Below are 23,433 nucleotides of genomic sequence, written 5' to 3'. Positions count from 1 at the left end.
CACCCCCCACACCAGCAGCCGACTGCGGCCCCGCACAACGTTCGGCACGCGGAACATCCTGGCAAACGCTCAGCAGGCTGAACAATCGCCCTCCGGCGTGCTCTGCGAAGATGCCCGGGTGGGCCGAGGGGGCGAGCGGGAGGTGTCGGGCCGGCCGGACCGGGTGCGCGCCGACGTCGACTCCTGGCCGACCGGGCGGTTGCTGTCGGTCGCCGCGCGCGTCGTGGAGAGCCGGTTCGACGAGGTGCTGAACGGGCTGGGCCTGACGCACGCGGGCCTGATCGCGCTGCACCACCTCGCCGACGGGCCCCTGTTCCAGCGCGAGCTGGCCGCGCTGTGCCGGGTGACCGACCAGACGATGAGCCGCACCATCGAGCGGCTGGACCGCTCCGGGCACGTCACCCGCGCCGCCGACGCCCGCGACCGCCGCCGCACGCTGGTCGAGGTCACCCCGACCGGCCGGGACGTGCTGGCCGCCGCCCGCCGTGAGGAGCGGGAGTCCGAGGCGCTGCTCGGCGCGGTGGAGGACTACGACCACTTCCGCCGCCAGCTGATCACCCTGATCGCCGCGGCCACCCGGACCCGCTGAGGTTCCGCCGACCGGGCCTCCGCGCCCGGGTCCCGCGGCTCCCGGGGGTTCGCCCGTCCGGATTTCGAGGTGTTTCCCGCCGCGTTGTCGCAGGTGAGCAGGTGTGCGTCACTCGATCGAGGAAATCTATGATCGCTGGGGTAGACATTCCCCGTTCGGCAGGTGTACTGTCTTCCTTGTCGAGAGCAGAGAACGTCCTATCGGCGCGGGAGATGATGAACTACCCGCGAGTTGGGAGCAGTACGGCCCTCCCGGCCGGGACCGTGGTAAGAGGTGTTCCGGGGAGAGGTCGAAGACCATTGGCACAGGCAGTACCGGGAGCGCAACCGCAATAAGCACGACAGCAGTTCGCTTGTTCCCAGCTGATGGTCGCGCAGAGTAGTGGCAGTGCACGCAAGACAGGTAAGCAAGCAAGGTTCGGCAAGCAAGGCAAGGTCAAGGATCTAGAGGAGAAGGGAAGGGTTGCACGCCATCGGATCGCCTACCTCGGGGTGAAGTCGGCCCGGGTGGGTACCGCACTCCAATCGGATTGGATGGTGGTCTCCGGTTACGTACATGCGATCCCCGCGGGGTCCGGAGTTCGTGCGGTCGCCGTGGACACGACAAGCCGGTCTCACGACCGGTTGGTGGAAGTGAACCCACAACCCTTGGGGCCCCGGTGCCGATCGGCACCGGGGCCCCTCGTGACGCGGAGGTGCAGTGCCCCCTGAGAGAGACCAGCCGCAGATCGCGGCCGACAACTTGGACGACGACGACTACCCCGCCTACACCATGGGCAGGGCCGCGGAGATGCTCGGCACCACGCCGGGGTTCCTGCGCAGCCTGGACGAGGCGAAGTTGATCGAGCCGCAGCGCTCGCAGGGCGGCCACCGCCGCTACTCGCGCCACCAGTTGCGGATCGCCTCCCGCGTCCGGAAGCTCGTCGACCAGGGCACCGGCTTGGAAGCCGCGTGCCGGATCGTCACCCTGGAGGACCAGCTCCGGGAAGCACGTCAACTCAACGAGAAGCTCTCGCCGCCGCCCGAGCAGGACTACCCACCGCTGCGGGGCGTGTGACGCGCTCAGGCCCGGGGACGTCGGCCCGCAGGTCGGGCGACGTCCCCCGGACGACGGTGGCCGCCGGGCCCGGGTCGACCGGACCCAGCCGAACCGGCTTCGACCCAGCCGGCCTCGACCCAGCCGGCCTCGACCGATTCCGCCGCCAACCCCGCCTCAGCCGGGGCACGGCTCCGCCCGGCCGTCGCCGTAGACGAACTCGCAGCGGGGCACCGCGGTCGCGTCACCGATGTCCTCGATGCGCGCGATCATGAGCTTGCGCTGCGCCCCGGTCCGGGAGTCGCGGAAGCTGATCTCGCCGGTGGCGCCGTCGAACGGGCTGCGCTCGACCAGCTCCTGGGCGATCGCCGCGCGGTGGGGCAGGTACTCCCGGCCGTGCCCCGGGCGCTGCTGGTTGCGGCGCACGGCGGCGATGAACAGGCCCGCCGCGTCGTAGGAGAGACCGATGCCCTGCCCCGGCCACGGCGGGCCGGAGGTGTTCGCCAGCTCGCGCGCGTAGTCGTTGGCGGCCGGCGGGTTGGTGTCCAACACCTGGTACATCCGGTTGTACCCGTCGCAGAACGCGGCCAGCGACTGCTCGTTCCGGTTGGTCTCCGGGCTGCCTTTCTCGCGGCACGACCGGCCCGCCGCCACCACCCGCCCGCCCATGTCGACCCAGGACACCGGCAGGCCGTTCAGCTCGTACTGGTCGCGGCTCTCCTGCTGCGCCACGAACCTGATCACGGAGTCGTCGCCGACCACGGTCGGCGACTCCTCCCGCCCGCACAGGCTCACCACCCGGTTGAGGAACGCGGCGAACTGGTCCTCGCGGCCCGCGTAGAACGCGATCTCCCCGCGACCGCACCGCACGTCCACCTCGTCCGGCGAGCGCTCCCAGGCCACGGGCGGTCGCTCGGCCAGGGCGGGGGCGCGCTCCCGGACCGCGGCGGTCGTCTCCTCCACCAGGGTGCCGATGTACGCGTCGTCGGCGGGCGGGTGGTAGACGGTCAGCTGCCGCGACGTGCCGTGCGCGTACTCCACCACCGCCCGCGCCTGCACCCGGTTGCCGGGCGGGAGCTGGAAGTACAGCGGCGACACCTCGTCGAGGCGCTCGCCGGTGAGCACCATCGACACCACGGCCGTGCCCAGGTGCCCCAGCAGCGCGATCGCCGTCTCGGTCTCGGGCACGGTCCGGTCCATGCCGATGACGCCGAGCACGGTCGGGTCGTCGCGCAGCAGCGGCTCCAGCAGGTCCCGCACGATCCGGGCCGCGGCCGCCATGGTGTTGCCGCCGTTGGCCACGACCACCCGCAGCAGCGGCTCGGTCTGCTCCTTGCGGTTGTGCTGCTGCTGCCGGATGAGCAGGCCCTCCAGTTCCTCCGCGACGGAGTGGTCCGTGCCGGGGTCCGCCTCGGGGTGGGTCAGGCCGGAGAAGTACACGATGCTGACCAGCGGCCGTTCGCGGTTGGCCTCGTGCAGGTCGCGCGCGATGGCGTTCTGCTCGAACACGGCCAGCTGCGCCAGCCGCAGCCGCCGGTCCGAGCCGAAGACCAGGTCGCTGTTGTCGCTGTAGCCCACGCACTGGCCGAGGCCGCCGTCCCACACCGCGACGGCGCCGGAGGACGGGCTGGGCAGGCAGTCGGCGGCCCAGCGGTGCACCGCCCAGGCGCTCGCGGCCAGCACCGGCACGGCGACCAGCAGCGCCGTCACCGCCAGGGCCACGCCCCGGCGCGCCAGCCACGCGGGGGCGCGCGGCGGCAGCGAGCGGATCTTCGGCCACGCCTCGCGGTCGGCGTCGGACGGCTCGTCGGTCGGGTCGGGCAGGCGGGCGAACACGAACCGCGCCTCGCCCTCCTGCCGCTGCCGCAGCGTCGGCAGCATCCGGTACCAGCGGTCCACCACGGACTGGACGTCGCGCACCAGGGGGGTGCCGCGCGGGCTCTTCCACGACGGCGGCGCGTCGCTGCGCGCCACCACCAGCAGCGGGTCCAGGTCGCCCTTCTCGTTGCGCACGTCGTTGACCAGGCGCAACAGCTCCCAGCCCTGGTCGGTGACGTTGTCGAGCACCAGCACGACGTACGCGGTGCGCCGCCACCGCCGGGGGCGCGGGCCACGCGGCCGGTAGGCGAGGCGCAGGTCCCGCAGGAACGCGTGGACCAGCACCTTCCTGATCTGCTCCGGGTCCTCGGTGCCCCGCCGGTTGGTGGTGAGGCGCTCGGCGAAGCCCACGAACGTGGTCGAGTGCAGCGGCACCATGAACGGCTGCCGCATGAACCACCGCGGCACCCGGCCGACGATCGGCCAGCGGTGCCTCCACAGCCAGAACGGCAGCGGCCCCCCGACGACGACGAGCAGGCGCGCCCACCACGGCAGGCCGCCGTCCTCGCCCGCCATGGTCCGGGGGCGGTCCTTCTCGTACCAGGTGCGCAGCACCGCGAGGCTCGCCGCGCGCGCGTCCCGGCCGTCCGCCGGTTCGATGGTCTGCCGGGTGAGCCAGGCCGCGAGCCGGTAGTGCTGGAACCGCAGCCGCCCGCCGGTGCCCTTGTTGTCCCGCTCCAGCAGTTGGTGCACCTCGTCCAGCAGCGGCAGCAGGGAGCCGGTCGCGCCGGCCGGCGGCTCGCTCGCGTCCACCACGACGTGCGCGATCTTGTCCCGCTCCGGCTGGTTCAGCCGGAGCGCGAGCGCGCCGGGCACGTCGCCGGGCGCGGTGCCGATCAGCGACAGGATCGGCAGCGGCCGGTCGCCGCGGTACTCGCCCTCCTGGGGCTTGCGCCAGCTCCAGCGCGGTCGGTCGACGAGGTCGCGGATGACGTCCAGCAGGGCGTGCAGGCCCTGGAAGGGGGCTTCTTCCTCGGTTTTCTCGGCCATGCGGCGTCCGGCACTCCGTGGGGCGGAAGGTGACCCCGGCCCGTCGCCGGTATCACCCCCAGGTTCCAGTGATCACGTCGGTGAGCCCCGGGAACCGGTGGAATTCACCCGTTCGTAGGCAGGACGGCACCGCAGAACTGCGGTGCCGCCCGGTGCTCGCCCGCCGGCCCGCGCCCGACCGGCCTCAGGACAGCTTGAGGGTGGGCTTCGTGAGGTCCAGCCAGGCGTCGACGTCGAGGATTCGCTCGAAGGTCAGCCGGGCCGCGGGGTCCACCGCGGCGGGGTCGAGGGCGGTCGCCGCGGCGACCTTCACCGGGTCGCACACGAACAGCGCGTCGGTGCCCGGGTCGGCCAGGACGTCCCGCACCTGCCGCTGGAGCTCGGCCACGTACCGGAGGTCCTGGGTCGAGGGGTAGCCGCTCTTGCGCCGACCGGCCACCGAGTCGGGCAGCAGGTCCCGGGCCGCCGCGCGGAGCAGGCTCTTCTCGTGGCCGTCGAAGGTGTGCAGCGACCACGGGACGTTGTACAGGTACTCCACCAGGCGGTGGTCGCAGAACGGGACCCTGGTCTCGACGCCCGCGCGCATCGCGAGCCGGTCGAGGCGGTCCTCCAGGGTGCGCATGAAGCGGGTCAGGCCCAGGTAGGCGATCTCGCGCTGCTTGCGCCGCCGGGTGTCCTCGCCGTCCAGGTGCGGCACCTCGGTGAGCGCGCTGCGGTAGCTGTCCCGGCGGAACGCGGGCAGGTCGACCAGCTCGACGAACTCCCGGCTCATGTACGAGGAGGTGTTCAGCTGGGGCCAGGCCACGAACCACGGGAAGTCCTCGCCCGAGTAGACCGCCTCGGCGTGGTGCCAGAAGTGGCCCATGAAGATCTCGTCGCCCGCCTCACCGCTCAACGCCACCGTGACGTGCTCCTTGAGGGCCTTGAACAGCAGGAAGAGGGAGCTGTTCATGTCACCCATGCCGTAGGGCGCGTCCCAGGCGGCGACGACCTCCCGGCGCACCTCCGGGTCGGACAGGGCGCGGTGGTCCAGCACGAGGTGCCGGTGGTCGGTGCCCAGGCGCGCCACCACGTCGGCGATGTAGGGACCGTCGGCGCTCGGCCGGATCGTGTCGGCGGTGAAGTTCTCGGCCTGGTCGGGGAAGTCCACCGAGAAGGTGCGGACGGCCTCGCCCCGGGCGCGCAGGTGCCGGTCGGCCAGGCCGGTGAGCACGCTGGAGTCCAGGCCGCCGGAGAGCAGGACGCCCCGCGGCACGTCGGCGACCAGCTCGTGCGCGACGTTGTCCTCCACCATCGCGCGGACCGTGCGGACCGTGGTCTCGCGGTCGTCGTGGTGCGGCGCGGCCGTGAGCCGCCAGTAGGCGCGTTCGCGCAGGCCCGTGCGGTCGACGGTGATCACGGTGCCCGGCCGGGCGATCTTGATGCCGGACCAGACGCCCTCGTCGGTGGTCGGGAAGCCCAGCAGCAGCCTGCGGATGCCGTCGGTGTCCACGACCGGCTCCACCAGCGGGTGCGCCAGGAGCGCCTTCGGCTCGGAGCCGAACACGACGCCGTCCCGGGTCGGGAAGTAGTGCAGCGGCTTGGTGCCCATGCGGTCGCGGATGAGGACCAGGCGCTCGTCGCGGCCGTCCCACAGCCCGATCGCGCACATGCCGACCAGGTGCTCGGCGACGGCCTCGCCCCACTCCAGGTAACCGCGCAGCACCACCTCGGTGTCGCTGGCCGTGCGGAACCGGTGCCCACGCCGGCGCAGCTCGTCCCGCAGCTCGACGAAGTTGTAGGTCTCGCCGCTGTAGGTGAGGACGACCGGCCCGTCCGGCGTGTCGACCGACATCGGCTGGGTCCCGCCGGGCAGGTCGATGATCGACAACCTGCGGTGCCCGAGCGCGGCGTGGGTCCCGGTCCAGACACCCCAGTCGTCCGGGCCGCGCTGACGCATGGTGTGCGTCATGGTCTCGATGGTGGACCGTTCCCCGGTCAGGTCGCGGTCGAACGATATCCAGCCGGCAACTCCGCACACGGTGCGCCCCCTCCGCTCCAGCCGACCGTATCGGCACCGCGAGGCCGGTGACGAAGGGTGTAGGGGTGGTCACCGCACAAAGTAGGGGTATGTGGCCACCGGCCGGGCGTGGTGCGGTGTCCCAGGGGCGTCCGCCCGGTGGCTGCAAGTCCACAGTGGACCGAAAAATGACGGCCACCCGTTGTCGGGGCCGCGATGTGCGGCTGATCGGCGGCGCCGGGCCGGAGCGGCGGCGTGCGCGCCCGTCCCGTCACCCTGACCGGACCAGGAGGCCGTGGCATGGGTTCTTCCGAGGATGTCGCCGTCGTCGGGATGTCCTGCCGCCTGCCGGGGGCACCCGACCCGGACTCGTTCTGGCGGCTGCTGCGCGACGGCGTGGACGCGGTGACGGCGGTGCCCGCCGACCGGGTGGACGCGGGCACGGGCCGGGGTGGTTTCCTGGACCGCGTCGGGGACTTCGACCCGGCGTTCTTCGGCATCTCGCCGCGCGAGGCGGCGGCGGTGGACCCGCAGCAGCGGCTGGTGCTGGAGCTGGGCTGGGAGGCGTTCGAGGACGCGGGCATCCCGCCCGGCGGGGACGCGGGCGTGTTCATCGGCGCGATCCGCGAGGACTACGCGGACCTGCGGGACCCCGACGACATCGGCGCGCACTCCATGACCGCGCTGCAACGCGGCATGATCGCCAACCGGCTCTCCTACGCGCTGGGGCTGCGCGGCCCCAGCTTCGTGGTCGACGCGGCGCAGTCCTCCTCGCTGGTCGCCGTGCACACGGCCCGCACCAGCCTGCTGCGCGGGGAGTGCTCGATCGCCCTGGCCGGCGGCGTCACCCTCAACCTCAGCGCGACCAGCGCGCGGACCGCGGTGGAGTTCGGCGGCCTGTCCCCGGACGGCCGCTGCCACGTGTTCGACGCGCGGGCCAACGGCTACGTCCGCGGCGAGGGCGGGGCGCTGGTCGTGCTCAAGCGGCTGGCCGACGCGGTGGCCGACGGCGACCTGGTCCACTGCGTGATCCGGGGCAGCGCGGTCACCAACGACGGCGGCGGCGCGGGCCTGACCGTGCCGGAACGGGCCGCGCAGGCCGAGGTCCTCCGGCTGGCCTACCGGCGGGCCGGGGTCGACCCGGCCGACGTGCGGTACGTCGAACTGCACGGCACCGGCACCGCGGTCGGCGACCCGGTCGAGGCCGCCGCCCTCGGCGAGGTGCTCGGCGCGGGCCGCCCGGCCGACCGACCGCTGCTGGTGGGCTCGGTGAAGACCAACATCGGCCACCTGGAGGGCGCGGCGGGGGTGGCCGGCCTGCTCAAGACCGTGCTCAGCCTCAAGCACGGCGAGCTGCCCGCGAGCCTGCACTTCGGCACGCCGAACCCGCGGATACCGTTGGCGGAGTTGGGAATCCGCGTCCAGGACCGCACCGGGCCGTGGCCGGGCGAGGGGCCCCGGCTGGCGGGCGTGAGCTCCTTCGGCATGGGCGGCACCAACTGCCACGTCGTGCTGGCCGGGTGGACCGGCCCCGAACGGGCGAGCGGCACGACCGTGGCGCCGTGGGTGCTCTCCGCCAAGACCGCCCAGGCCCTGCGGGACCGGGCGTCGCGCCTGCGGGAGCACGTCGAGGCGAACCCGGCGCTCGACCTGGCGGACGCGGCCTGGACCGCCGCCACCACCCGCCCGGCCTTCGAGCACCGCGCGGTGCTGATCGCGCCGGACCGCGACCGGCTGCGCTCGGGCCTGGCCGCGCTCGCCGCGGACCTCCCGTTCCCCGGCCTGGTCCGGGGCACCGCCCGCCGGCCGGGCGGCGTCGCCTTCGTCTTCCCCGGCCAGGGCACCCAGTGGCCCGCGATGGCCGCCGAACTGCTCGACTCGTCACCGGTCTTCGCGCACCGGATGGGCGAGTGCGCCGAGGCGCTGGCCCCGCACCTGGACTTCCCGCTGCTCGACGTGGTCCGCGGGGAGGCGCGGGGCGTCGAGGTGGTCCAGCCCGCCCTGTTCGCGGTGATGGTGTCGCTGGCCGCGCTGTGGCGGTCCCTCGGCGTCGAACCCGACGCCGTGGTGGGCCACTCCCAGGGCGAGGTCGCGGCGGCGTGCGTGGCGGGCGCGCTGTCGCTCGACGACGCGGCGAAGGTCACCGCCGTGCGCAGCAGGGCCTTCCGCGACCTGCCCGGCGAGGGCGCCATGGTCGCGGTGCCCCTGCCGGAACGGGAGCTGGCGCCCCGGCTGACCGACGGCCTGTGGATCGCCGCGGTGAACGGACCCGGCTCGACCGTGGTGTCCGGCCACGCGGCGGCGGTGCGGGAGTTCGCGGCGGTGATCGAGGGCGAGGGCGTCCGGGTCCGACTGGTCCGGGTCAGCACCGCCTCGCACTCACCGCTGGTGGAGCCCCTGCGCGAACCGCTCCTCGCGGCCCTGCGCGACATCACCCCGAGGGACTGCGGCACCACCTTCGTCTCCACGGTCACCGGTGGCCCGGTGCCGGGCCCGGAGCTGGACGCGGCGTACTGGTACCGGAACCTGCGGCAGCGGGTCGAGTTCGAGCGGGCGATCCGGTCGCTGGTCGCCCTGGGCTGCGGGGTCTTCGTCGAGTCGAGCCCGCACCCCGTGCTCACCGCGCCGGTGCAGCAGATCGCCGGGAACGCGCTGGTGGTCGATTCGCTGCGCCGGGACGAGGGCGGCCTCGACCGGGTGCTGGCCTCGGCCGCCCGGCTCCACGTGCACGGCCTGCGGCCCGCGTGGGAGCGGGTGTTCGACGGCAGACGGGTCCGCCTGCCCACCTACCCGTTCCAGCGGCAGCGGTACTGGCTCGACGAGAAGCCCGCCGAAGCCCCGGGGATTCCCGAAGTCCTGGGGATTTCCGAAGTCCCGGGGATTTCCGAAGTCCCGGGGTCCGCTGGAGCCCCGACGTCTGCCGAAGCCCCGAGCACCCCGCGCCAGGTGCCCCGCGACGTCCTGGGGTTCGTGCGGGCGCACACCGCCGCCGTGCTGGGGCACCCGACCCCGGAGGCCGTCCCGGTGGACCTGGGCTTCCGTGAGCTCGGCGTCGACTCGCACCTGGCGGTGGAGCTGCGCAACCGGCTCGTCGACGAGACCGGCGTGGCGCTGCCCGTCACCGCGCTGTTCGACCACCCCACCTGCGCCGACCTGGCCGACCACCTGACCGGCCGGCACGCCGGGAGTACGCCGGTGCTCCCGGCCACCCCGGTGGACGACGGTGATCCGGTCGTGGTGGTGGGGATGGCGTGTCGCTTCCCGGGCGGCGTGTCGTCCCCGGAAGACCTCTGGGAGGTGGTGGCCGGGGGCCGTGACGTGATCTCGGACTTCCCGCCGGAGCGGGGGTGGGGGTCGGGTCTCGGTGGGTTCGTGGACGCGGCGGGGTTCGACGCGGAGTTCTTCGGGATCTCGCCGCGCGAGGCGATCGCCATGGACCCGCAGCAGCGGTTCGTGCTGGAGTGCTCGTGGGAGGCGCTGGAGCGGGCCGGTGTCGACCCGTCGTCGGTGCGGGGGAGCCGGCTCGGTGTGTTCGTCGGGGTCATGAGGGGGAACTACCCGGACGCCGGTGACTTCGGCGTGACCGGCGGCGCGGGCAGCGTGGTGTCGGGTCGGGTGTCGTACGTGCTGGGTGCGCGGGGGCCGGCGATCTCGGTGGACACGGCGTGTTCTTCGTCGTTGGTGGCGTTGCACCTGGCTGCGGAGTCGGTGCGGCGTGGTGAGAGCGAGATGGCGCTGGTCGGTGGGGTGACGGTGATGTCGTCGCCGGTGCTGTTCGAGGAGTTCGCGCGCCAGGGTGGGTTGGCGGCGGACGGGCGGTGCAAGTCGTTCGCCGGCGCGGCGGACGGGACCAGCTGGTCCGAGGGCGTCGGCGTGCTGGTCGTCGAGCGGTTGTCCGAGGCGCGTCGGGCCGGGCGTCGGGTGTTGGCGGTGGTCCGGGGTTCGGCGGTGAACCAGGACGGCGCGTCGAACGGGTTGGCCGCGCCGCACGGGCCGAGCCAGGAGGACGTGATCCGGCAGGCGCTGGCCAACGCGGGCCTGGTGGCGGCTGACGTGGACGTGGTCGACGGGCACGGCACGGGGACCCGGTTGGGTGATCCCATTGAGGCTCAGGCGGTGTTGGCGACCTATGGTCGGGGTCGGGTCGAGCCGTTGTTGTTGGGTTCGGTGAAGTCGAACATCGGGCATACGCAGGCTGCTGCTGGGGTGGCCGGTGTGATCAAGGTGATTTTGGCGATGCGGCACGGGGTGGTGCCCGCGAGCCTGCACGTGGACGAACCGTCGCCGGTGGTGGACTGGGGTTCGGGCGCGGTCGAGCTGGTGCGCGAGTCGGTGCCGTGGCCGGTGGCGGATCGGCCTCGGCGGGCGGGGGTGTCCTCCTTCGGGATCAGCGGCACCAACGCCCACGTGATCGTCGAGCAGCCCCCGGTGGTGGAGGAGCCTGCCGCGCCGACTGGTGGTGGTGTGGTGCCGTGGGTGGTGTCTGCCGCGTCCGATGAGGCGTTGCGGGAGCAGGTTCGGCGTTTGTCGGGGTGGTCGGGTTCGGCGTTGGACGTGGGTTGGTCGTTGGTCAACAGCCGGGCGAGGTTGGCGCACCGGGCGGTGCTGCTGGGAGACCGGCTGGTCGAAGGCGTCGCCGGCCCGACGGGGAAGACGGTGTTCGTGTTCCCGGGTCAGGGTTCGCAGTGGGCCGGGATGGCGGTGGAGCTGTGGGACTCCTCGCCGGTGTTCGCCGGGTGGATGGACCGGTGTGCGACGGCGCTGCGCCCGTGGGTGGAGTGGGACCTGCGTGACGCGCTGTACGCCGATCAGGTGGACGTGGTCCAGCCCGCGTTGTGGGCGGTGATGGTGTCGTTGGCCGGGTTGTGGCGGTCCTTCGGCGTCGAACCCGATGCGGTGATCGGGCATTCCCAGGGCGAGATCGCGGCTGCCGTCGTGGCCGGTGTGCTCTCGCTCGACGACGGCGCGCGCATCGTGGCCACGCGCAGCCGGGTCATCGCGCGACACCTGTCCGGCCGAGGCGCGATGGCGTCCGTGTCGCTGCCTGAAGACCAGGTGCTGGACCTGCTCGGTGGTCGGTTGTCGGTGGCGGCGGTCAACGGCCCGACCTCGGTGGTGGTGTCCGGGGACCCGGATGCGGTCGACGAGCTGTTGTCGTCGGTGCAGGGCAGGCGGATCGCGGTGGACTACGCGTCGCACTCGGCGCAGGTGGAGTCGGTCCGCGAGGAACTGCTGACCGAGCTGGCCGACATCACGCCTAACGCACCCGCACTGCCCTTTCACTCCACAGTGGAGGGTGAGACGACCCTGGACGCCGAATACTGGTACCGGAACCTGCGTCACGCGGTGCGGTTCGAGCCGGTGGTCCGGTCGTTGGGTGCTGCGGTGTACGTGGAGATGAGCCCGCACCCGGTGTTGACCGGGCACGTCGAGGACACCGTGGAAGGCGCGGTGGCCGTGGGTTCGTTGCGCCGTGAAGACGGCGGGCTGGACCGCTTCCTGACCTCGCTGGCGACGGCGCACGTGAACGGCATCGCGGTCGACTGGACGCCGCTGCTCGCCGGCGGCCGACTCGTCGACCTGCCCACCTACCCCTTCCAGCACCGGGACTACTGGCTCGACGCCAAGCGGTCCGCGCACGCGACGCACCCCCTGGTGGACACCGAGGTCGAGTTCGCGGACGGCGCGGGTTCGCTGTCGACCGGTCGGTTCTCGCTGCGCGCGCAGCCCTGGCTCGCGGACCACGTGGTGACGGGCGCGGTCCTGTTCCCCGGCACCGCCTTCCTGGAGCTGGCGGCGCACGCGGGCGGCCGGCTGGGCTGGGCCGCCGTCCGGGACCTCGTCGTGGAAGCGCCCCTCGCGCTGTCCGCGCACGACCTGGTGGACGTGCAGGTGATGGTGGGCGCGGTCGACGGTTCGGGCCACCGGCCGGTGAGCGTGCACGCCCGCTCGACGACCCACCCCCAGTGGCGCAGGCACGCGGCCGGCTCGCTGGCCGAGACCGAGGCGCCGACGACCTCCGTGCCCGTCACCTGGCCGCCGGAGGGCGCGATCCCGCTGGAGGTCCGGTACGACGTCCTGGCCGAGGCGGGCTTCGAGTACGGGCCCGCGTTCCGGGGGCTGCGCTCGGCCTGGCGGCGCGGCGACGAGCTGTTCGCGGAGGTGGACCGGCGGCCCGACCTGGCGGGCTTCGCACCGCACCCCGCGCTGCTCGACGCCGCCCTGCACCCGCTGCTGCTCGACGGGAGCGGCCTGCGGCTGCCCTTCGCGTGGACCGGGGTCCGCTGCGCCGCCACGGGGGCGACCACCCTGCGCGTGCGGCTGACCCCGGTGGGCCCCGACGCCTTCGCGGTGACCGTCGCGGACACCGACGGCACCCCGGTGGCCTCGGTCGAGTCGTTGGCGCTGCGACCCGTGGACACGGCCCGCCGCACCCTCTACGAGCTGGACTGGCAGCCCGCTCCGCCGCTCGGGCGACCGGTGGCGGCGACCGTGTTCGAGTGCCCGCGATCGGGCGCGGGGCCGGCGCGGGCGGTCCGCGACCTGCTCGGGCAGGTCGTCGGGGTGATCCGGGACTGGCTCGCGGCCGGGCACCCGCCCGAGGCGCGGCTGGTCCTGGTGACCCGGAACGCCACGGGCGCGGACCCCGACCTGGCGCACGCCCCGGTGTGGGGGCTGGTCCGGTCGGCGCAGGCCGAGCACCCCGACCGGTTCGTCCTCGTCGACCTGGACGAGGGCGGCGCGCTCCCGGACGGGGTGGGCGCGGACGAGCCGCAGCTCGCCGTGCGCGGGGGCGCGGTCCTGGTGCCGAGGCTGCGCCGGACCTCCGCCGAGCCCGGTCCCGCGCCGACGGGCACGGTGCTGGTGACCGGCGCGACGGGCACCCTGGCCGGCCTGGTGGCCCGGCACCTGGTGACCGCGCACGGCGTCCGGCGGCTGGTGCTGGCGAGCCGCACCGCGACGGCCGAGCGGTTCACCGACCTGGTCGAGCTGGGCGCGGCGGTCGACGTGGTCGCGTGCGACCTGTCCGACCGCGCCCAGGTGGCGCGGCTGCTCGCGGACCACCCCGTCGACGCCGTCGTGCACACCGCCGGCGTCCTGGACGACGGCCTGGTGGAGTCGCTGACGCCGGAGCGGCTGGACACCGCGCTGGCGGCCAAGGCGGATGCCGCCTGGCACCTGCACGAGCTGGCGGGGGACCTGACCCACTTCGTGCTGTTCTCGTCGATGGCGGGCGTGGTCGGCACCCCGGGCCAGGGGAACTACGCCGCCGCCAACGCGTTCCTGGACGCCCTCGCGGCCCACCGGCACGCCCGTGGCCTCCCCGCCGTGTCGGTGGCCTGGGGCCTGTGGGACGAGCGCAGCGGGATGACCGGCGGTGTGGGCGAGGTGGAGCGCCGCAGGCTGGCGCGCACCGGGGTGGTCCCGCTGTCCACCGACCAGGCCCTGGACCTGTTCGACGCCGCGCTGGGCGCCGGTCGCCCCGCCGTGGCCGCCACCCGCGTCGATCCCCGCCTGCTGGGCGCCGGGCCCGCGGTGCTGCGCGGCCTGGCCGAGGGCACGACGGCCGGGCGTGACCGGGCGCTCGCGGACGTGCCCGGGCCCGAGCGGCGCCGGGTCGCGATCGACCTGGTCCGCGCCCACGCGGCGGCGGTCCTCGGGTACCCGTCACCGGCGGCGGTGGCCGCCGGTCGCGCGTTCCGCGACCTCGGCTTCGACTCGCTGACGGGCGTGGAGCTGCGGAACCGGCTGGCCGCGGCCTGCGGCACGACCCTCCCGAGCACGCTGGTCTTCGACCACCCGACGCCGGAGGCGGTCGCGGACCGGCTGCTGGAGGGCCTGTCGGGGAACGACCGGGCGGCACCGGCGCGCTCCGGCTCCGCCCCGGCCGACGACGGTGATCCGGTCGTGGTGGTGGGGATGGCGTGTCGTTTCCCGGGTGGGGTGTCGTCCCCGGAGGAGCTGTGGGAGGTGGTGGCCGGGGGTCGCGACGTGATCTCGGATTTCCCCGAGGAGCGGGGGTGGGGGTCGGGTCTGGGCGGGTTCGTGGACGCGGCGGGGTTCGACGCGGAGTTCTTCGGCATCTCGCCGCGCGAGGCCGTGGGGATGGACCCGCAGCAGCGGCTGGTGCTGGAGTGCTCGTGGGAGGCGCTGGAGCGGGCGGGCGTCGACCCCTCGTCGGTGCGGGGCAGCGGGCTCGGCGTGTTCCTCGGGGTGATGCGCGGCGACTACGCGGGACCGGACGACTCCAGCCTGATCGGCCTCGCCGGCAGCGTGGTGTCGGGTCGGGTGTCGTACGTGCTGGGCGCTCAGGGACCCGCGATCTCGGTGGACACGGCGTGTTCGTCGTCGTTGGTGGCGCTGCACCTGGCTGCGGAGTCGGTGCGGCGCGGTGAGAGCGAGATGGCGCTGGTCGGCGGGGTGACGGTGATGTCGACCCCCGCCCTGTTCGAGGAGTTCGCGCGCCAGGGTGGGTTGGCGGCGGACGGGCGGTGCAAGTCGTTCGCCGGTGCGGCGGACGGCACCGGGTGGGGCGAGGGCGCCGGCGTGGTCGTGGTGGAGCGGCTGTCGGCCGCCCGTCGGGCCGGGCGTCGGGTGCTGGCGGTGGTCCGGGGTTCGGCGGTGAACCAGGACGGCGCGTCGAACGGGCTGACGGCCCCGCACGGGCCGAGCCAGGAAGAGGTGATCCGGCGGGCGCTGGCCAACGCCGGTCTCACGCCCGCCGAGGTCGACGTGGTGGAGGGACATGGCACGGGGACGCGGTTGGGTGATCCGATCGAGGCTCAGGCGGTGTTGGCGACCTATGGTCGGGGTCGGGTCGAGCCGTTGTTGTTGGGTTCGGTGAAGTCGAACATCGGGCATACGCAGGCTGCTGCTGGGGTGGCCGGTGTGATCAAGGTGATTTTGGCGATGCGGCACGGGGTGGTGCCCGCGAGCCTGCACGTGGACGAACCGTCCCCGGAGGTGGACTGGTCCGCCGGGCTGGTGGAGGTGGCGCGGGAGTCGGTGGCCTGGCCGGCGGCGGATCACCCGAGACGGGCGGGGGTGTCGTCGTTCGGGATCGGTGGGACGAACGCGCACGTGGTCCTGGAGCAGGCCCCGGTGGTGGAGGAGTCTGCTGCCCTGACCGGGAACGGCCCGGTGCCGTGGGTGGTGTCTGCCGCGTCCGCGGAGGCGTTGCGGGAGCAGGTTCGGCGGTTGTCGGGGTGGCCGGGTTCGGCGTTGGACATCGGCTGGTCGTTGGTCAACAGCCGGGCGAGGTTGGCGCACCGGGCGGTGCTGCTGGGCGATCGCTCGATCGAGGGTGTTGCCCAGCCCGTGGACAAGACGGTGTTCGTGTTCCCCGGCCAGGGTTCGCAGTGGGCCGGGATGGCGGTGGAGCTGTGGGACTCCTCGCCGGTGTTCGCCGGGTGGATGGACCGGTGTGCGACGGCGCTGCGCCCGTGGGTGGACTGGGACCTGCGTGACGCGCTGTACGCCGATCAGGTGGACGTGGTCCAGCCCGCGTTGTGGGCGGTGATGGTGTCGCTGGCCGGGTTGTGGCGGTCGTTCGGCGTCGAGCCGGATGCGGTGGTGGGCCACTCCCAGGGCGAGATCGCGGCTGCCGTCGTGGCCGGTGTGCTCTCGCTCGACGACGGCGCGCGGGTCGTCGCGGCCCGGAGCCGGGTCATCGCGGACCGGTTGTCCGGTCTGGGCGCGATGGCGTCCGTGTCGCTGTCGGAGGACCGGGTGCTGGACCTGCTGGACGGCCGGTTGTCGGTGGCGGCGGTCAACGGTCCCGGTTCGGTGGTGGTGTCCGGGAACGCGGATGCGGTCGACGAGTTGCTGTCGTCGGTGCAGGGCAAGCGGATCGCGGTGGACTACGCGTCGCACTCGGCACAGGTGGAGTCGGTGCGGGACGAGGTCTTGACGGCCCTGGCGGGGATCACGCCGCGCGCCGCCGAGATCCCGCTCTGCTCCACGGTGCCCGGCGCCGCGACGTTCGACGCCGAATACTGGTACCGGAACCTGCGCCACACGGTGCGGTTCGAGCCGGTCGTGCGGTCGCTGGGTGCTGCGGCCTACCTGGAGATGAGCCCGCACCCGGCGTTGACCGGGCACGTCGAGGACACCGTGGAAGGCGCGGTTGCCGTCGGTTCGCTGCGCCGTGAAGACGGCGGGCTGGACCGCTTCCTGACCTCGCTGGCGACGGCGCACGTGAACGGCGTGGACGTCGACTGGACGCCGCTGCTGGCCGGCGGCCGACTCGTCGACCTGCCCACCTACCCCTTCCAGCACCGGCGCTACTGGCCCGAGGTCGAAGCGCCCACCGCGGCCGACTGGCGCTACCGGATCGCCTGGCGGCGGCTGCCCGAGGCGCGGCGCGCCCTGGCCGGGCGCTGGCTCGCGGTGGTGCCCTCCGGCGGCGCGGCCCTCCCCGACCTCGGCCCGACCGTGGAGGCGGTGGCGGTGGGCGACCTCGCCGCGCGCCTGGACCGCGGCGGGGTCGACGGCGTGCTGTCGTTCCTCGCGCCGCAGGACACCCTGACGGCGGTCCGGGCGCTGGACGCGGCGGGGGTCACGGCCCCGCTGTGGCTGGTGACCTCGGGTGCCGTCGCGGCGGCCCCCGGCGATGTCGTGCGCGACCCGGGACAGGCCCAGCTGTGGGGCCTCGGGCTCACCCTCGGGCTTGAGCAGCCCGACCGCTGGGGCGGCCTCGTCGACCTGCCCGAGGTCGTCGACGGCCCGGTGCTCGACCGGCTGACCGCCGTGCTCTCCGGGGACGAGGACCAGGTGGCGGTCCGGCCGGACGGCGTCTACGCGCGGCGTCTCGTGCGCGCGCCGCGCGACCGGCCCCGGCGCACCTGGCGGCCGAGGGGGACCGTGCTGGTCACCGGGGGCACCGGCGGGCTGGGCGCGCACGTGGCCCGCTGGCTCCTCCGGCACGGCGCCGGGCGCGTGGTCCTGGTCGGCCGCCGGGGGCCCGACGCGCCCGGCGCGCCCGAGCTGGTGGCCGAACTGGGCGACCGGGTCACCGTCGCGGCCTGCGACGTGGCCGACCGCGACGCGGTGCGGGAGCTGCTGGCGTCGCTGCCCGGCCTGACGGCCGTGGTGCACGCCGCCGGGGTCGGTCGGCACGGCACCCCGGTGACCGCGATCGACGACCTCGCCGAGGTGCTGCGGGCGAAGGTCACCGGCGCGGAGAACCTGGACGCCCTGCTCGACCACGGGGCGCTCGACGCGTTCGTCCTCTTCTCGTCCGGGGCGGGCGTGTGGGGCGGAGGCGGGCAGGGCGCCTACGCGGCGGCCAACGCCCACCTGGACGCGCTCGCGCAGCGCCGCCGGGCCCTCGGCGGCAACGCCACGTCGATCGCCTGGGGCGCCTGGGCGGGCGACGGCATGGCGAGCGGCGAGGTGGGGGAGCGGTTGCGCGGGCTCGGGCTGCCCGCGATGGACCCCGGGGTGGCGGTGCGCGCCCTGCGGGAGCAGGACGAGCCCAACCTCGTCGTGGCCGACGTCGACTGGCCGACGTTCGGGCCCGCCTACGCCGTCGCGCGCGAGCGGCCGCTGCTGGCCGAGGTCTTCGCGCGGGACGCCGAGCGGCCCGGGACCCGGCGCCCGCCCGTCACCGCCGCACTGCCGCTGGTCCGCGCGCACGTGGCGGCCGTGCTGGGGATGGGCTCGGGTGACGAGGTCGACGACCGGCGCGCGTTCCGGGACCTGGGCTTCGACTCGGTCACGGCCGTCGAGCTGCGGAACCGGTTGGTCGGCGCGACCGGCCTGAGCCTGCCGACGACGGTCGTGTTCGACCACCCGAACTGCGCGGCCCTCGCCGAGCACCTGGGCGCGGACCCCGCCGAGGAGGCGGTCACGACCCGCGCCGCCGTGGACGAGCCGATCGCCATCGTGGCGATGAGCTGCCGGTTCCCCGGCGGGGTCGGCTCGCCCGAGGACCTGTGGCGGCTGGTGGCCGACGGGGTCGACGCCATCTCCGACTTCCCGACCGACCGGGGCTGGTCGGTGTCCGGCACCGGCGGGTTCCTGCACGACGCCGCCGAGTTCGACGCGGGCCTGTTCGGGATCTCGCCGCGCGAGGCGACCGCCATGGACCCGCAGCAGCGGCTGGTGCTGGAGTGCGCGTGGGAGGTCTTCGAGCGGGCGGGCCTCGACCCCGCGTCCCTGCGCGGCAGCCGGACCGGCGTGTTCGTCGGCGCGCTGGCCCAGGACTACGGCCCCCGCCTGCACCAGGCGCCCGCCGACTTCGAGGGCTACCTGGCCACCGGCAGCACCGGGAGCGTGCTCTCCGGCCGGATCGCCTACACCTTCGGGCTGGAGGGCCGGGCGGTCACCCTCGACACCGGGTGCTCCTCGGCGTTGGTGGCGCTGCACGACGCGTGCCGGGCGGTGCGCAGCGGGGAGTGCTCGATGGCGCTGGCCGCCGGGGTGACGGTGATGTCGAGCCCCGGCGCGTTCACCGAGTTCGGCCGCCTGGGCGGGATCGCGGGCGACGGCCGGTGCAAGGCGTTCGCGGACGGCGCGGACGGCACCGGGTGGGGCGAGGGCGTCGGCGTGCTGCTGGTGGAGCGGTTGTCCGAGGCGCGTCGGGCCGGGCGTCGGGTGTTGGCGGTGGTCCGGGGTTCGGCGGTGAACCAGGACGGCGCGTCCAACGGGTTGACGGCGCCGAGCGGCCGGGCGCAGCGGCGGGTGATCCGGGAGGCGCTGGCCGACGCCGGTCTGGTGGCGGCTGACGTGGACGTGGTGGAGGGGCACGGCACGGGGACGCGGTTGGGTGATCCGATCGAGGCCCAGGCGGTGTTGGCGACCTACGGCCAGGACCGGGTCGAGCCGCTGCTGCTGGGGTCGGTGAAGTCGAACATCGGCCATGCCCAGGCGGCCGCCGGGGTGGCCGGTGTGATCAAGGTGGTGTTGGCGATGCGGCACGGGGTGGTGCCCGCGAGCCTGCACGTGGACGAGCCGTCCTCCCTGGTGGACTGGTCCGCCGGGTCGGTGGAGGTGGCGCGGGAGTCGGTCGCGTGGCCTGAGGTGGATCGGCCTCGGCGGGCGGGGGTGTCGTCGTTCGGGATCGGTGGGACGAACGCGCACGTGGTCTTGGAGCAGCCCCCGGTGGTGGAGGAGCCTGCCGCGCCGGTTGGTGGTGGTGTGGTGCCGTGGGTGGTGTCCGCTGCGTCGGCGGAAGCGTTGCGGGAGCAGGTTCGGCGGTTGTCGGGGTGGTCGGGTTCGGCGTTGGACGTCGGTTGGTCGTTGGTCAACAGCCGGGCGAGGTTGGCGCACCGGGCGGTGCTGCTGGGTGACCGGCTGGTGCAGGGGGTCGCCCGGCCGGTGGGGAAGACGGTGTTCGTGTTCCCGGGGCAGGGTTCGCAGTGGGTCGGGATGGCGGTGGAGCTGTGGGAGTCGTCGCCGGTGTTCGCCGGGTGGATGGACCGGTGCGCGACCGCCTTGAGCCGGTGGGTGGACTGGGACCTGCGTGACGCTCTGCACGGTGACGAGGTCGACGTGGTCCAGCCCGCGTTGTGGGCGGTGATGGTGTCGTTGGCCGGGTTGTGGCGGTCGTTCGGCGTGGAGCCGGATGCGGTGGTGGGTCATTCGCAGGGTGAGATCGCGGCTGCCGTCGTGGCGGGCGCGCTCTCCCTGGAGGACGGCGCGCGGGTGGTGGTGTCGCGCAGCCGGGTGATCGCGGACCGGTTGTCCGGCTTGGGCGCGATGGCGTCCGTGTCGCTGTCGGAGGACCGGGTGCTGGACCTGCTGGACGGCCGGTTGTCGGTGGCGGCGGTCAACGGTCCGGGTTCGGTGGTGGTGTCCGGGGACCCGAATGCGGTCGACGAGTTGCTGTTGTCGGTGCAGGGCAGGCGGATCGCGGTGGACTACGCGTCGCACTCGGCACAGGTGGAGTCGGTGCGCGAGGAACTGCTCGCGGAGCTGGGCGAGATCGTGCCGGGTGCGCCCACCGTCCCATTTCACTCCACAGTGGAGGGTGAGACGACCCTGGACGCCGAATACTGGTACCGGAACCTCCGCCACACGGTGCGGTTCGAGCCGGTGGTCCGGTCGCTGGGTGCTGCGGCCTACCTGGAGATGAGCCCGCACCCCGCGTTGATCGGACACGTCCAGGACACCGTCGAAGGCGCGGTGGCCGTGGGCTCGCTTCGCCGCGACGAGGGCGGGCTGGACCGCTTCCTGACCTCGCTGGCGAAGGCGCACGTGAACGGCGTCGCGGTCGACTGGACGCCGCTGGTCGCCGGCGGCCGCCCCGTCGACCTGCCCACCTACGCCTTCCACCGGCAGCGCTACTGGCTCGACGCCGACGACACCGGGGCGGCGCTGCGCGACCACCCGTTCATCGGCGCCGCGACCACGCTGGCGGACTCGGGCACGGCGGTGTTCACCGGCCGGATCTCGCCGGACCGGGCGCCCTGGCTGGCCGACCACGTGGTCGGGGACGCGGTGCTGCTGCCCGGCACGGCCTTCCTCGACCTCGTGCTGTGGGCCGGGGACCACCTCGGTTGCCCCGAGGTGGCGGAACTGGCGCTGGAGGCCCCGCTGACCCTGCGGGACGCCGTCGCCGTGCAGCTGTCGGTCGACGTGCCCGACCGGTCCGGGCGGCGGCAGGTCCGCGTCCACTCCCGGGCGGCGGACGACGAGCCGTGGACCAGGCACGCGTCCGGCGTCCTCACCGCCCGGACCACGACCACCCGGACCACCGCCGACGCAGAGGAACCCGCGCCGTGGCCGCCCGAGGGCGCCGAGCCCGTGGACGTGACCGAGCTGTACCGGCGGCTGGAGGCGCTCGGCTACCGCTACGGGCCCGCGTTCCGTGGCGTGCGGGCGGCGTTCCGGGCCGGCGCGGACCTCTGCGCCGAGGTCTCGCTCCCCGAACCGCTCCGCCCGCTCGCGCGCCGGTTCCGCCTGCACCCGGCCCTGCTCGACGCGGCCCTGCACGTCGCGGGCGTCGACCGGGCCGAGCCCGCCCTGCCGTTCTCCTGGAGCGGGGTGTCGCTGCCGGCACCGGGGGCGACCAGCCTGCGCGTCCGGATCTTCCCGCGCGGCGACGGCACCGCCTCGCTGCTGCTGTCCGATGAGGACGGTGCGGAGGTCGCCCGGGTCGACCGGCTCGCGCTGCGCGCGACCGCTGCCCGGGACCCGCTGTTCCGCGTCGACTGGGTCGAGGTCGCGCCGGGGGAGCCCGAGGGGGCACACGCGGTCGTCACCGACCTGGCCGAACTCCGCGGCGAGGTGCCGGCGACCGTCTTCCTGGTGTTCGAGTGCGCCACCCGGACCGTGCGGAACGCGGTGGTCGACGTGCTGGGGGTGGTGCGGACCTGGCTGGCGGACGGCCGGTTCGCCCGGTCGCGGCTGGTGGTCGCGACCCGGGGTGACGACGTGGTCCGCGCGGCGGTCGGCGGCCTGGTGCGGTCGGCGTGCTCGGAGAACCCGGGCCGGTTCGCCCTGGTCGACCTGAACGGGGCGGACCTGCCGGTGACCTCGGTCCTGGGGGTGCTGGCGGCCGGGGAGGCGGAGTGCGAGGTGCGCGGGGGAGTTGTGCGGGTGCCCCGCTTGGCGCGGTTCACCGGGGAACCCGGGGCCGCCGGCCCGGTCCCCGCCGGTCCGGACCTCACTGGCCCGGACCTCACTGGCCCGGACCCCGCCGGCTGGGACCCCGCCGGCACGGTCCTGATCACCGGCGGCACCGGCGTGCTCGGCGCGGCCGTGGCCCGGCACCTCGTCACCGCCCACGGCGTCCGCAGCCTGCTCCTGGTCAGCCGCCGGGGCTCCGCCCCCGACCTGGTCGCGGAGCTGGAAGCGGCCGGCGCGCTGGTCGCGGTGGCCGCCTGCGACGTGTCCGACCGGGAGGCGCTGGCCCGGGTCCTGGACCGGGTGCCGGCGGAGTTCCCGCTGCGCGGGGTGGTGCACGCGGCGGGCGTGGTGGCCGACGGGATCGTGGAGTCCCTGACCCCCGAGCTGGTCGACGCCGTCCTGGCGCCGAAGGCGGACGCCGCCCGGCACCTGCACGAGCTGACCGGGGACCTGTCGCGATTCGTGCTGTTCTCCTCCGCGGCGGGGGTGTTCGGCACCCCGGGGCAGGGCAACTACGCGGCGGCGAACTGCGCCCTGGACGCCCTGGCCCGGCGCCGCAGGGCGGCCGGCCTGCCCGCGGTGTCGCTCGCGTGGGGCCTGTGGGAGCAGCGCGGCGGGCTGACCGGCGGGCTCGGCGACACCGACGTGGCGCGGATGGCCGGGTGGGGCGTGCGGCCGCTGTCCACGGCCCGGGGGCTCGCGCTGTTCGACGCCGCCTGCGCCGCCGGCGAACCGGTGGTGGTGCCGGTCCGGCTGGACACCGACGCCGTCGGGGAGGCGCCCGCGCTGCTGCGCGGGTTGGTGGTCGACCGGGTCCCGGTCGAGGTCGAGGCGGACCTGGTCCACCGGCTGGCCGCCCTGCCCGAGGCCGACCGCCGCCGCGTGGTGCTCGGCCTGGTGCGCGAGCACGCCGCCGCGGTGCTCGGCCACCCCGGGCCGGACACCGTCGAGGCCACCCGAGGGTTCATGGACTCGGGCTTCGACTCGCTCACCGCGGTCGAGCTGCGCAACAGGCTGGCCACCGCGACCGGGGTCCGGCTGCCCTCCACGCTGCTGTTCGACCACCCGACCCCGGTCGCGCTGGCCGACCGCCTGCACCGCGAGCTGCTGGGGGACCCCGGGCCGCGGACCCCGGCCGACGAGCTGGACCGGTGGGAGGCCCGGCTGCGGGAGCTGGCCGACGACGACGCCGCGCGCCCGGCGGTGGTGGGCCGCCTGCGGTCGCTCCTGGCGCACCTCGGCGGCGTCCCGGACGCCGCGCCGCTCGACCCCGCGCGGCTCGACTCCGCCACGGACGACGAGCTGTTCCAGCTGGTGGACAACGATCTCGGCATTTCCTGAGGAGCCGGTCATGGACAACGAGCAGAAG

Annotated in this window: 5 protein-coding genes; 3 read left to right on the top strand and 2 right to left on the bottom strand. The window is 74.5% G+C overall.

Annotated features, from left to right (window positions below; all coding sequences use genetic code 11):
* The first annotated feature begins 118 nt into the window (after positions 1-118).
* Positions 119-589: a MarR family winged helix-turn-helix transcriptional regulator gene (locus ACFP3R_RS18705; RefSeq protein ID WP_380637511.1), complete on the top strand. Its 471-nt coding sequence runs from the start codon at positions 119-121 to the stop codon at positions 587-589.
* A 699-nt stretch (positions 590-1,288) separates the two neighbouring features.
* Positions 1,289-1,645 carry a MerR family transcriptional regulator gene (locus ACFP3R_RS18700; RefSeq protein WP_380637510.1) on the top strand — a complete coding sequence of 119 codons (357 nt, stop codon included), beginning with the start codon at positions 1,289-1,291 and terminating at the stop codon, positions 1,643-1,645.
* A gap of 156 nt (positions 1,646-1,801) precedes the next feature.
* On the opposite strand, the gene ACFP3R_RS18695 is transcribed toward ACFP3R_RS18700, so the two are convergent.
* Positions 1,802-4,492 carry an ABC transporter substrate-binding protein gene (locus ACFP3R_RS18695; protein ID WP_380637509.1) on the bottom strand — a complete coding sequence of 897 codons (2,691 nt, stop codon included), beginning with the start codon at positions 4,490-4,492 and terminating at the stop codon, positions 1,802-1,804.
* A 184-nt stretch (positions 4,493-4,676) separates the two neighbouring features.
* A complete protein-coding gene (asnB, locus tag ACFP3R_RS18690) occupies positions 4,677-6,512 on the bottom strand; it encodes an asparagine synthase (glutamine-hydrolyzing) (protein WP_380637508.1) in 1,836 nt (611 codons plus the stop codon).
* Positions 6,513-6,791: 279 nt separating this feature from the next.
* Between asnB and ACFP3R_RS18685 the strand changes: the two genes are divergently transcribed.
* Positions 6,792-23,405 carry an SDR family NAD(P)-dependent oxidoreductase gene (locus ACFP3R_RS18685; protein WP_380637507.1) on the top strand — a complete coding sequence of 5,538 codons (16,614 nt, stop codon included), beginning with the start codon at positions 6,792-6,794 and terminating at the stop codon, positions 23,403-23,405.
* The last annotated feature ends 28 nt before the right edge of the window (positions 23,406-23,433 follow it).

Source organism: Saccharothrix lopnurensis (assembly GCF_042658445.1).
Lineage (GTDB): Bacteria > Actinomycetota > Actinomycetes > Mycobacteriales > Pseudonocardiaceae > Actinosynnema > Actinosynnema lopnurensis.
The sequence above is the reverse complement of the archived record's forward strand: the minus strand, read 5'-3'. Positions and strand labels throughout refer to the sequence as shown.

What these genes read in the sequence shown, in the direction of transcription:
- ACFP3R_RS18685 (WP_380637507.1), top strand. Translation starts at nt 6,792, where the DNA reads ATGGGTTCTTCCGAGGATGTCGCCGTCGTCGGGATGTCCTGCCGCCTG.
- ACFP3R_RS18695 (WP_380637509.1), bottom strand. Translation starts at nt 4,492, where the DNA reads ATGGCCGAGAAAACCGAGGAAGAAGCCCCCTTCCAGGGCCTGCACGCC.